The organism is Snodgrassella sp. W8124, assembly GCF_016100875.1.
Taxonomy (GTDB): Bacteria; Pseudomonadota; Gammaproteobacteria; order Burkholderiales; family Neisseriaceae; genus Snodgrassella; species Snodgrassella alvi.
The window spans coordinates 1,118,085-1,131,356 of sequence record NZ_JACFRP010000001.1 but is presented as its reverse complement, the minus strand read 5'-3'; the positions used below and the strand labels follow the sequence as shown (position 1 = coordinate 1,131,356).

Sequence of the window (13,272 nt, the reverse complement as noted above, 5' to 3'; positions counted from 1 at the left end):
GGACACAATCATGAAAATTCGTGCACAAATCGGAATGGTGTTAAATCTGGACAAGTGTATTGGCTGTCATACCTGTTCTGTTACCTGTAAAAATGTATGGACAAGTCGTGACGGGGTTGAATATGCCTGGTTTAATAATGTAGAAACGAAACCCGGTATCGGTTATCCGAAAAACTGGGAGGATCAGGAACAGTATAAAGGTGGCTGGGTACGTGAAAATTCAGGCAAGCTGAAACTGAAGCAGGGTAATCGTCTCAAAGTACTGGCCAATATCTTTGCCAACCCTAATATGCCGGCTATTGACCAGTATTATGAACCGTTTACCTATGATTATGAGCATCTGCAAAATGCCCCGCTGATGCAAACACCGCCTACAGCACGGCCTGTTTCGGTATTAACCGGGCAGAAAATGGATAAAATTCACTGGGGACCGAACTGGGAAGATGATTTAGGCGGTGAATTTGCCAAGCGTTCTAAAGATAAACTTTTTGATGGCATTCAGAAAGATATCTACGCTGCTTTTGAAAATACATTTATGATGTATTTGCCGCGTCTGTGTGAGCATTGCCTGAATCCAGCCTGTGTGGCCAGTTGTCCGTCCGGCTCTATATACAAGCGTGAAGAAGATGGGATTGTCCTGATTGATCAGGATAAATGCCGTGGCTGGCGTATGTGTGTTTCTGGCTGTCCTTATAAAAAGATTTACTACAACTGGGTGGCAGGCAAAGCGGAAAAATGTATTTTCTGTTATCCGCGCATTGAAGGCGGTCAACCGACAATTTGTTCAGAAACCTGTGTTGGCAGAATACGTTATCTTGGTGTACTCCTTTATGATGCAGACCGGATCAGTGAGAGTGCTGCGATAGAAAATCCTCAGGATTTATACGAACAGCAACTGGATATTTTTCTTGACCCGAATGATCCTGAAATTGCCAAAGAAGCACTGGCTCAGGGAATTCCGGCAGACTGGATACAGGCTGCTCAGAATTCACCAGTTTATAAAATGGCGGTTGAATGGAAAGTGGCATTTCCGTTGCATCCAGAATATCGTACTTTACCGATGGTTTGGTATATTCCGCCGTTATCACCAATTCAGTCTGCGGTTGAATCTGGTGTTATTGGTCAGAATGGCCTGATTCCGGAAATAAAAGATATGCGAATTCCGATTGAGTATCTGGCCAATCTGCTGACTGCCGGTAAAACCGAACCAATTATTAATGCGCTGCAAACCATGATTGATATGCGTAAATACATGCGCAGCAAAAATATTTATTCTGAAGAGCAGGCATTACAGGAATTGTCCGGTCATCGTTTGAGTGCTGCGCAAATTGAAGAAATGTATCAAGTAATGGCAATTGCCAATTATGAAGACAGATTTGTCATTCCAAGTGCACATAAAGAACTGGTCAGCAATACTTTTGAGGAAAAAGCCAGTTGCGGATTTTCTTTTGGAGATGGCTGTCATAACGGCCACAGTAAAGAAAGCCTGTTTGGTACACGTAAAGCTTCACCGATTATTTTTCATAGTCTGCGTAAGAAAAATAATCGTCAGTCGGCCTCATAGGACAGACAAATGTATAAAATTTTATCCATTTTACTAAGCTATCCAAGGCAGGAATGGTTAGACCATACGGATGAATTGCATTCAATTCTGGCTGATCAGTTATCTGCTAATCAGATTTCAGTATTACAGCCATTTTTTGAACATTTACGCACGCATGATGAAATCGATCTTCAAGAAGTATATGTAGCTACTTTTGATCGCAGTCGCAAACATGCTTTACACATGTTTGAACATCTGCATGGAGAAGATCGCATCCGTGGTCAGGCGATGGTCGATTTACTGGCAGAATATCAGAAACACGGCTTTGAACCTGCCGATAATGAATTGCCGGATTATTTGCCTTTATTTTTAGAATTTTTGTCTCATGTTGCCGAAGATGAAGCCAAAAATTTACTTGCTGATGCAGTACATGTGATTGGCTATATAGCTGACAACCTGCATCAGAGTAAATCAGTATATGCACCGGTTATGGATGCAGTTGTCGCTTTATCTCCAGTTAAACCGCAGCCATTACAGGCTGCACCAGTACGCAATATGGACGAAGCTCTGGAAAAATTCGGACCAACAGCAGAAGGACTGGAACCGTTATTAAATCAGCCGTCTGTGCAGGAAGTGCAATTTTTCCGCAATAAAAAATTCAGTTAGCCGGGAGACAGCATGTATTACCTTAATCAATTTATTTTCGGCATTTTTCCTTATATTGCCGCCAGTATTTTTTTTCTGGGCAGTTTGATTCGTTTTGATACAAATCAGTATTCATGGAAATCTGAATCAAGCCAGTTGCTTTATCCGCGTCTGCTGCGAGTTGGCAATATTTTGTTTCATATTGGTGTACTCGGACTGTTTTTCGGACATCTGGTCGGTTTGCTTACGCCTGTAGTAGTTTGGGATACACTTGGTGTCACTCATGAAGCCAAACAACTGACAGCAATGATTGCCGGCGGAATAATGGGTACCCTTGCTTTAATCGGATTATTAATGCTTATTTACCGGCGTTTCAGCTGTACACGTTTGCTGGCCAACAGTAGCTGGCGCGACAAACTGGTATTAATCTGGTTGCTGATTACGCTTTGTCTGGGGCTGGGTACTATCCATGTTTCCGCTCATCATCTGGACGGAGCAGAAATGATTAGTCTCATGCAGTGGGCTCAGCATATTGTGACATTCAGAGGCGGTGCAGCAGATATTATTGCGCATGTCAGCCCGATTTTTAAATTACACCTATTTATGGGTATGAGTGTATTTGTAATCTTTCCATTTACCCGTTTGGTGCATATCTGGAGCGGATTTGGTACTTTAGTCTATCTGAAGCGTAAAGCACAGCTGGTCAGAAGCAGACGTTATTAAATAGTTTCTAAAAAAGAAAAAGGCAGTACTGGTATTCAGTACTGCCTTTTTTATAATTTAAAAATCAATCTAAAATTTAACCTGCTAATTTGCCTCTACAGCTTAAATTTCATTTTCAGAAAATCTTTGGTTTTTCCAGTCTTCTTACTATTGTTAAAATTTACCTATATTTTTAAACTGTTGGATAGAATTACTAAATCAACATTTTCGCCTGAAATAAACTTACTCGCAAAAGAATCATTTAACCATATAATTTCAGCAACGTGAATATCGGTGTCAGCTACACCCAGTCATTAAATTAATAGCAGATTATCGCCGCAATAAAGCCAGAACGGATGCATTGAAAACACAGCGTAAAAATATTTGGCAAGTAATTTTACTGCGATATATCTGGCAGCTTGAAGAAATTGCCGGTAACGACACATAAATAAAGATTAATAAAGTAAATATTGACGAAAAACAAAGTTAATTCATTTTTATAATAATAGGATATTGATAGATAAAATTTGTACAATTCAACAATAACTATAAATATCAAAAAGGTTAGGGTGATGAAAAAAACATGGGCATGGCTGGCGATACTGGCAGCAATCGAATTAATGGGTTGTTCCAATCATTTCGAACCTTTTGTCGGCATAACCTCAGGTAAAAACCGTACCTATGCAGCACCTGTTGAAGCCTATGAATACAATTATGAAAATATGAACGGGGGTAGTATCGGAGGAGGATGTATTCCGGGTACACCAGGTGTTGATGATTATGAAGTTGGTAAAAGACGCTATGGAGGAGGAGCTACCTGTGGCGCAGCAGCATTAAGAGCAAAATGGACACCGGGTATGACCATGAAGATTTATTGGGAAGTATTACCTTATCCGGGATGGCAAGCGAGAATTTTAAATACAGCCGGAGTAAATGTTGATCGTGCAGAAGCTGATATTATTCATCAATATGATGAATATTATTCAGCAGAAATACCTTTACCACCACCACCACCATCAGCCGGAGATGATTTTGGTAAAGTAGATAATATCACGGTACATTTTCTTGCTTGTAATCAGTTATTTATTACTTATGGGACGATAGAAGAAGGTCGTAATACACCAATGCATTACAAACTGTTTGCCGAAAGCCAGAAACTATGTACGCCACGCCCAGTTGTTAAATCGATGGCAGATTATCGCCGTAACAAAGCCAGAATGGATGCAGTGAAAGCGGAACGTGAAAATATTCCGCAGGTAATCTTACCGCGTTATATCAAGCAACTGGAAGCAGAAGGTAAATTACCGGTAGCTACTTCTAAATAAAGATTCATAATCAAATAAATATTGACAATAAACAAAGTTAAATCATATTGATAATAATAGGATATAGGTAGATAGAATTTTAAAAAGTCAGCAATAACTACAAATATATAAATACAAGAAAGGCAGAAGAGATGAAAAAAACATGGGCATGGCTGGCGATACTGGCAGCAATCGAATTAATGGGTTGTACCAATCATTTTGAACCTTTTGTCGGCATAACCTCAGGTAAAAACCGCATGTATGCCGCACCGGTAGAAGCAATTGAATACAATTATGAAAATATGAGTGGGGGTAGTATTGGCGGAGGTTGTATCCCTGACACACCGGGAATAGATGATTATTTGGTTGGTAAAAAACGTTATGGAGGTGGTTCGACCTGTGGTGCAGCGGCGCTAAGGGCAAAATGGATACCGGGTATGACTATGAAAATTACATGGGAAATATTGCCATATCCTGGATGGAAACCTCGTATGTTAAACAAGGCGGGTGTAAATGTTGATAAGGAAGAAAAACGAATAATTGATCAATATGATGAATATTATTCAGCAGAAATACCCTTACCGCCACCACCACCATCAGCCGGTGATGATTTTGGAAAAGTAGCTAATATCACAGTACATTTCCTGCCATGTAATCAGTTATTTATCACATATGGAACAATAGAAGAAGGGCGTAATCCGGTACACTGGAAATTGTTTGCCGAAAGCCAGAAATTGTGTACGCCACGCCCAAGTGTTAAATCGATGGCAGATTATCGCCGCAACAAAGCCAGAATGGATGCAGTGAAAGCGGAACGTAAAAATATTCCGCAGGTAATCTTACCGCGTTATATCAAGCAACTGGAAGCAGAAGGTAAATTACCGGTAAGTGGCAGTAAAGCACAATAATTTTATTAATAAGGGAGATTATTATGACTGATAATGCAAAACAGCCTGATGATAGTAAACCAAAAGCCAATAGCAGCTCTAAATCTTCAAGTATCGATAAGCAATTTAATTTGGGGCATATGATAGAAGATATATTTGGTTTAAACCGTCCCGAAGTCAATACCGACGACCCGAATGATAAACCCAGTGCTATCGGAAAAGTAATTAATAAAGCCGGTAAAAAAATAGGAGAGATTGGCACAGGTATAGGTGAGATAGCTCAAAAAGGCATAGATGCAGTTCAGGGGGTACTGGATGAGCTACCACCATTGAAAGATGTTGATTTTGACTGGCCGGTTATGCATAAGCCACAGGTTTTTCCAACTGAGCCGGGCGGGCGCCTGCCGGCTTCAATTGAGGTAATTCAGGAAAATAGAGGTGATTGCTTTTATAAAGGTCCTAAAGAGGACAAGCCGTGCCAGAAAATCATTAAAATCAGCTTTTTCTTTGATGGTACCAATAATCATGAAAAGGCGGATAAAGTAGTCAGCGGTGCCCAAGCACCTTCAGAAGAGGAGCTGAAAAAACAGGATAAAGCAGCACCGCAAGCCAAAATGATTGCTGCGTACACCTATCCTCGTACCAGTAATGTAGCCCGTTTATTCCATGCCTGTATGGGCGCCGGTGGTACGCCAGATGAAAATAATATGGATCCAGATATGATCGAAAATGGCTGGTTCCGGCATTATATTCAGGGTGTAGGAACGCGCTTTGAAGAAATTGGTGATTTAGATCCGGGTTTCAGTGGTGAAATGTTTGCACGCTATGGGCAGTCGCGGATTAACTGGGCACTGACACGCTTATGCGCCACATTAGGTCTATGTAAAGTTTTTAATGAAAAGCCTTTATTATTAACAACAGCGCAAAAAATGATTAAAGGCATGGATTCAAAAATTGGCCGTAAAAACCAGCTTGATGAGTATATAGACTCGCTGGTTTTTGCCAACAGTAATCAGCCATTACCACAGGCAATTAAACTGTATGTAATCGGTTTTTCACGCGGAGCGGCTGAGGGGCGTACTTTTATTAACTGGCTGCTGGAATACTTGCTGGAGCGTCCGGAGAATGCTGATGCAAAAAAACAGCTGGAAAAATTGATGGAACAACGTCGCCAGCAACGAAAAGAATTACGCGAGTACTATCGTAAATATCCGGAAGCAAAGGCAGAGGCTCAAAAGCAGGCGATAGAAGAGGAAAAAGCGGCTAGCAGTGGCGTTAAACCGAATACAACACAGAACGGAGCCAAGCCGGGACAAGGGTCGCAGTCAGCGCCGCCTAAAGCCCCGGGCAATAATACGGGTAATCAGCAAAACAATAATAATGGTACGAATAAAAATTCAAACAACAGCGGTCCGGTTAACGGTGCCAATACCACGGCCAGTCTGAATCAGTCTGGCAATATCAATGCCAATCGCAAGGATGATAAGAAGACTGAACCTAAACCTGAATTTATCTATCTCAAGCTTAGAGGTATCCCGATCTATATAGAAATGGCTGGTTTGTTCGATACGGTAGCCAATGTAGGTATGTCTCCGCTAACTTCCTTGATTAGTGGTCATTTCGGCTGGGCGCATGGCACCATGTCTTTGGAACAGGCAGCGGCTGCACGTTTTGTAAAAAGCTGCTATCACTTTGTGGCCGGGCATGAACAGCGTAGAAGTTTTTCCGTTGAAAGTATCTGTATTGACGGCGGTTATCCGCGTGGTGGCGGCGCTGAGTTTCGTGAATATACTTATCCTGGTGTACATGCGGATATAGGCGGCGGCTATCCTCCTGGTGCACAGTTTAAAAGTAACTTTGGTATGGGACATGTAGTAGCTCAGATAACTTTGCATGATATGTATGCACGTTGCTGGCAACATGGTATGCCATTAAAAGTAATGGATATACATCCTTTATTAAAAGCTCAAATGAAAAAAACTCCTAAGTTTAAGTTACAAAATTATGAAATAATGGATAAAAAAACTATTGATGAATTTGATATAGAGTCTGAAATGGTAGAGCGGTTTAATGCCTGGCTGGAAACAACTGTTCTCGACAATATCACGAAGAGTTTGCAGAAGCAGGTTCATCATATTACAGCCTGGCGGATTCTGCGCTGGGTTAAAGACGGAATAGATGGCTATGCTACATTTCTGGGGCTGTCCATTACACGCAAAAAAGGATCTGCCGGAGAAAAAGAAGATGCTGAACAGGTTAGCGCACGGGAAAAAATCATTGCTCAGGGGCGCAAAGAGGCAAATGAAAAACTTTCTAATGCATCCGGTGGTTTAGTGCCGGCATCATCTGATTCAATTGCAGATGATGATAAATTATGGCAACAGGCCGGTTTGGGAGACATACCGGCAGAAAAACGCGATGATTTTTTAAATGGCATGATTAATAAAAATTATGATCCGGTGAATGATGGTTGGGATATGCTGGAAAGTGCCAAAGAATTCAAAGCAGATTATCTGCATGAATTTCGTTTTGAATCTTTCCTGTCATTAGGATTCTTAATGAAAACTTTTGCCGGCAGTATTTATATGCTCAATAATGTCGATGAGGCAGCTGAGTTTAAAGATATACATGAAGAAGGCGATAAGCTTTATTTTGGAGATCCGGCAAAAAATGAAAAAAAAGCTCCGCCTCCGCCTCCTTCCCAGGATGATGGATTTGAAGGTGATCCGGTAGCAACAGGAGCAACACCGCCGATAGCACCACCAAATAAAAAAGATAAGTCTGGTTCTATTTTTGACGGGCTGTTTGAAAATCTGGATATTGGTGCTGTAGCTACAGGCATTATATTAGACAGAGTAAAAGATAAAATTAATAAGGATAAGAAAAAAGCGGAAGCCGCAAAAGATAAGACTGGCAAAAAGCCGGAAAAGGTATCCGGTAAGGATAATGCTCTGGCAATTTTATCCAGTGTCTGGGAGCGACTTAATAGCAAAGATAAGCGTGATGTAACGGTATTAATGGATAAAATTAAAAAAACACCGGAGCAGTATTCCAAAACATTCGGAAAAATAGTTACGCTGTTTGACGAACAGATTCATGATTCGCGTGCCAAATACATGCATTCAATATTGAATGACCGTGAACCATTTACCAGTTATTTTGCACACCGGCTTGTATTCAGTGGTTCAACGTCTAATAAACAGATTACACCGCTAATGTTGCAGAATAATCTTATTGGTATCGCCGGTCTTGCTCGCAGTGCTTATATGTCTATCCGCTATGGTAATCCGGCCTATATTTTGTTAGGGCTTAATAATCCTGAATTTTTTGTAACAGAAAATGAACGCAAAGCATTTGAAGCACTGATTAACGGATTTGATGCGATTGCAGTTAATCCTGATACCGGAAAAATTATACTTAACGGTAAAAATATTAAAAATATTTATAATCTGTATCAGAATTCGCAGCAATCAATTCAGAAGATAAAAGAAGCCCATGAAAAACTAACTGAATGGAACGGACGTGATTTTGCAGATAAGATTACTCAGGAAATAGCAAAATATGGCGATGAAACAATAAAAAATCTGCAGCAGATTCGCCAGCTGCTGGAGGAACAAAAGGCTGCGCTTAAAGCAGCTGCCGAAGCTGAAAAACAAAAGAAACAAGCTGAATTAACACAAAGTCAGGCAGCAGCAATGGCTAAGGCAAACGAAGCACAAGCCAATGAGGCCGAGGCTGGCGGTGCCGAAACAGCCGCTCAGCTTGAACAACAGCTAAATACAATGATTAGCAAAATTGATAAAAATATTAATCAGCTGCAATCATTACTGGAATCGTCGGGTAGTAGCGGGGACGCCAGTGCGCTGGAGCATGCTCAGGAATTACTCAAACAGCTTGATCCGCAACTGGTGAATGGATTAAATCTGAACAATCTCAGTAATCTGGATAAAGCCCGTCAGGCTTTAAATGGAGCTCAAAATGCCATACAAGCCGGAAATATAACGGTTCCGAATGGCAGTCCGGTAAATGTATTACCGGCGCAACAGCAACTGGCGGATATTAATCCGCAATCTATGGCAGATTATCTGAGTAATCAGATTGCTCAATATCAGCAAAATCTGCTGCAGCAGACTCAGGCTACCGTATCGCTTATGCACAATGGCGTCAATGATCCGCAGACGCTTGCACAGGTCTTTTACCGAAATGCGCAGGGTGATATTGCTGACCAGGCAGTAAATAACATCAGCAAAACTACACTAAACAGTATGGGAATGTCGGATCTGGAGCTGAATGAATTCTTACCGGAAAATATTGCTAACCGCAGCCAGACAGAAATTATTCAGCTGGTACAGCAACTGCGCAGCGGAAATGTTCCGGCTGAACTGCAATCATTACCGAAATACCGTTTGCAGCTAATGGCCAAAGTGCTGGAAAGCTGGCTTGTCTGAGGCTTACGACCGGCATGATTATTTCTCTGCCGGTCTGATAAAACTGTGCAAAGGTGAAAGTATATTATCTGATTTGGTTTTGAATCATAAAAAGCAAAAATGATGAATAGTGTTGCACAAATAACTGAAAAGTTGATTTATATATAAAATAAGTATTTTTGTGTTAAAATTATTAAATCAGTTATATGTAAATTTCAAAAATATTTACATCTTATAATCCTGAAAAGTAATTTCAGATTCAAATCGGATTTGGCTGGCTGCTGTGAAAACTAACCGAATCTGTGAACAAGTGTAGATTGGATCTGATATTATATTTTTGTTTTGCTTTTAAATTTTATGCGGGAATATAGTTGGCAGTATACGGCAGACTGGACTGTATATAAATTGAGTAAATATATATTTTCAATTGTATTGATTTTTTAAATTTTGTAGCCAGCAACCTGTATGCGGGAATATTTTTCCGTATCAGCACTATATCGGCTGATACGGAAGCAGAACTGTCAGTCATGTATAAAGGTTTAATAAAGGGTGATTAAATGCAACAGCGTTATTATCTGAAACTGAACGCAAATCTGGCTAATTTTGACCAGTTTTCGGTGCGAAGATTCAATCTGGAAGAAAAGCTGGATGATTATTACGTGTTACAGCTTGAAGCAACGCATATGGCTGCTGACTTACCTCTGGAAAATTTTATTCATCAGCGTGTAATGTTTGAGATGGCTCCGGATATTGACTGGAGCGGAGTGATGCAGGTATCCCGGCAGCAGCTTGATGATTCTGACAACCGGCGCTGGCATGGTGTTATTCAGAGTGCGGAACAGATAGCAACCAGTGCTGATGAAACCTGCTATCGATTTACTATTGTGCCCCGCCTGGCTTTACTGAACCGTATTACTACCACAAGGCTGTTTCAGAATGAGACGGCACTGAGTATTGTTGAGAAAATTCTGCGTCATCATGGTTTTGCCAGTGAAGATTTTCTGCTTAAATCATCCCGTTCGTTACCGCGCTATGAACATCGCATGCAGTATCGGGAAACCGATTATGCATTTATTAAGCGTGTACTGGCTCGTGAAGGATTATGGTTTACCTTTACACAAACGGCTTCCAATGAGGTAATTTCCGTATCTGATGATGTAAGCCATTATATCCAGCTGCGGCAGCAGGCGTTACCATTCAAACCGGATGCTGGTTTAGAAAGTGATCTGGACGGGCTGGAGAGCAAACTGGAAGCACAGCTTTCATTTGATGTGAATGCTACGGCACAAGGTATCAGGGATAATCTGAAACAGCAGTTAATGCAGGGGCTGACAGCAAAATATTCTGTTTCCGAATTTCATGTAAGCTATAAAGCTCAGTATGAAAGTGTACAGATTAAGGATTATAACTACCGAGATGCCAATAACAGTCTGCTAGGCAAAGCCGGTTTTAATGAGCAGCAGCCTGCTGCATTTGGTCAGCCCTATATCTACGGATTTTTTCATCATAAAGATAGCGGGCAGGCGCAGGAATATGCCCGAATTCTGCATGAGCATTCTGTATCCCGCCATATTCTGGCCACTGGTAAAAGTAATGTTCAGAGCTTTGCTCCCGGTTTTACCATGGGATTTTCCTCTGATGCCAGAGTAGGCAATATTCGTCAGTGGCTGCTGGTCAGTGTTCATCATTCTGGTGCGCGCGATGAAGATTACATTAATTCATTCTCCGCTATACCCTCAGACAGCCAGTGGCGTCCGGAGCCGATTAAACACCCGATTATAGACGGAACAATACCGGGAACCATCTGTGATGCCGGCCAGGGGCCGTATGCATGGGTTGACGAGATGGGCCGTTATATCGTTAAGTTTAATCTGGATATGGATGGCTGGCAGCCGGGTGGTGAAAGCAGACCCATTCGTCTGGCTAAGCCTTATGCGGGCGGGCAGTACGGGCAGCATTTTCCGCTGCATGTAGGTACAGAAGTACAGCTGGCTTTTCAGAACGGTGATCCCGACCGGCCGTATATTATTGGCGTTTTACATACCAGCACTCAGCCGGATCATGTTCCGAATACATGGCGTACCCGTAATGTAATTCGTACCTGGGCAAATAATAAAATCCGCATGGAAGACCTCAGCGGTCATGAACATATCAAAATGGCTACTGAGTACCATAAAACCCAGCTTAATCTGGGGCATCTGGTAGACAGCGGACGGGATAAGCGTGGAGAAGGTTTTGAGCTGCGAACTGATGGCTGGGGAGCTTTGCGTTCTGCACGAGCATTATATCTGACTACTGAAAATCAGGCTGCCGCCAACGGCATGCAAATGGATCGTACGGTAGCAATCAAAGAAATTGAAGGTGCACTCAGTCAGGCCAGTCATCTTGCCGACGTGACAGCCAAGCATACTTCAATCAAACCCAGACTAGAGACATTATCTGATTTAGGTGAAAACTGTGCTTATCTGGAAAAACCGGTTATTTTAACCAGTGCAGTCGCCGGAATGGCGCAGGTTTCACCAAAATCTATTCTTAACAGTGTTGGTCAGGATATTCATCAGCAGGCGGGTAAAGATGTATTTACCGGTGCCGGCGAAAACATTACACAAACTGCTGTCAAATCTGTACAGGTACTGGCTCAGACAGAAGATTTAAATCTGGTAGCCGGCAAGAAAACTGCGCGTCTGGCTTCACATGGTAGCGCAGTGGAAATTACTGCGGCGAAAAAAATCTCTGTTCAGTCTGTGGGTGATGAGGTACTGGTTAATGCAAAAAGCGGTATCAAGCTGGCCAGCGGTGGTGCTTATATAGAAATTAAAGGTGGAAAAATCAGCCTGTATAGCCCCGGTCCGATTGAATATAAAGGTAATCATCAGTTTCAGGGGCCACAGGGCGGTAATTTCCCGTTACCGGAATTACCTGGTTCAGTTTGTCTTGAGTGCTTGCGCAAGGCACGTGCGCAAGGTGTTGGCATTGTAGAGAGATAATCAATGAATACTTATCGTGACGTGCTGGCACAATTTATCAATTTTACTAATGAGACTGATGAGAAAACTCTTTTTCTGATTATCGATTTATGTACTTGTGACTATCCTCTTCTGGCTGCCATAGAAAACTGGCAGCCGGCATTGCAGTATTCTCTGCTATTTGAGCAAACACCCGAATCTCATATCAAGGAAGAAGGGCCGCTGTTGCTGGCACTTGATATCAGGAATGAAAACCATCGGGAAATACTGGAAAAAATATGTGAAATTACTCATATGAATAATCGCTTGCTGGCTTTCAACAGCAACTATCCTTTTGGTACCTTAGAAGTTCATCTTCGCCGTGCCATGCAAGTGAAATGGGGTAAAAAAGAGGGATTACTTCGATTTTATGCACCAGATATGTTTGATCCGGTTAACATGGTGTTAACAAATTCACAAAAAAACTGGCTGCATCAATATATGTTGCGCTGGTTTTTTGTTGATGATTCCGGAGAGTGGGTAATTTATCAGGCCGATTATCCGCAGTGTGATCAGAATGAATTTGATGTAAATGGTTTTGTTTTTACTGAAAAACAGTATGATACTTTGTTGTTATGGGCTGATGCATATAATTACCGGCGTAATTATGGTATTGCTTTGGATGCAGATGAGTATGGCGGTGAAAGGATGTTAATTAACCAGCTATATGTCCTTGCTGCGGAAGCTGATACCAGATTGATTTTAAGCCAGGAAGAACGTGTTCAGTTTTTTAGGAATAATTTGCAGAAAATTATATAG

The 13,272-nt window shown here is 41.6% G+C and carries 8 protein-coding genes; all 8 read left to right on the top strand.

Annotated features, from left to right (window positions below):
* Positions 1 to 10: 10 nt before the first annotated feature.
* The 8 genes from narH (at position 11) to H3U73_RS05000 (ending at position 13,272) form a co-directional block, all read left to right on the top strand.
* Positions 11 to 1,564, top strand: coding sequence for a nitrate reductase subunit beta (gene narH, locus H3U73_RS05035; protein WP_198190146.1), 1,554 nt, complete (start codon positions 11 to 13; stop codon positions 1,562 to 1,564).
* A 9-nt stretch (positions 1,565 to 1,573) separates the two neighbouring features.
* Positions 1,574 to 2,209 carry a nitrate reductase molybdenum cofactor assembly chaperone gene (narJ, locus tag H3U73_RS05030; protein ID WP_037488732.1) on the top strand — a complete coding sequence of 212 codons (636 nt, stop codon included), beginning with the start codon at positions 1,574 to 1,576 and terminating at the stop codon, positions 2,207 to 2,209.
* Between the two features lie 12 nt (positions 2,210 to 2,221).
* Complete coding sequence (narI, locus tag H3U73_RS05025; protein WP_110414138.1) at positions 2,222 to 2,911, top strand: respiratory nitrate reductase subunit gamma; 690 nt, start codon at positions 2,222 to 2,224, stop codon at positions 2,909 to 2,911.
* A gap of 551 nt (positions 2,912 to 3,462) precedes the next feature.
* On the top strand, positions 3,463 to 4,215 hold the full coding sequence (locus tag H3U73_RS05020) for a DUF3304 domain-containing protein (RefSeq protein WP_198190145.1): 753 nt from the start codon (positions 3,463 to 3,465) through the stop codon (positions 4,213 to 4,215).
* Positions 4,216 to 4,346: 131 nt separating this feature from the next.
* Positions 4,347 to 5,102 carry a DUF3304 domain-containing protein gene (locus tag H3U73_RS05015; RefSeq protein ID WP_198190144.1) on the top strand — a complete coding sequence of 252 codons (756 nt, stop codon included), beginning with the start codon at positions 4,347 to 4,349 and terminating at the stop codon, positions 5,100 to 5,102.
* A 23-nt stretch (positions 5,103 to 5,125) separates the two neighbouring features.
* Positions 5,126 to 9,529 (top strand): DUF2235 domain-containing protein, encoded by a 4,404-nt coding sequence (locus H3U73_RS05010; protein WP_198190143.1) that lies wholly within the window; start codon positions 5,126 to 5,128, stop codon positions 9,527 to 9,529.
* A gap of 536 nt (positions 9,530 to 10,065) precedes the next feature.
* Complete coding sequence (locus H3U73_RS05005; RefSeq protein ID WP_084585988.1) at positions 10,066 to 12,495, top strand: type VI secretion system Vgr family protein; 2,430 nt, start codon at positions 10,066 to 10,068, stop codon at positions 12,493 to 12,495.
* A gap of 3 nt (positions 12,496 to 12,498) precedes the next feature.
* Positions 12,499 to 13,272 (top strand): DUF4123 domain-containing protein, encoded by a 774-nt coding sequence (locus H3U73_RS05000; RefSeq protein WP_078474588.1) that lies wholly within the window; start codon positions 12,499 to 12,501, stop codon positions 13,270 to 13,272.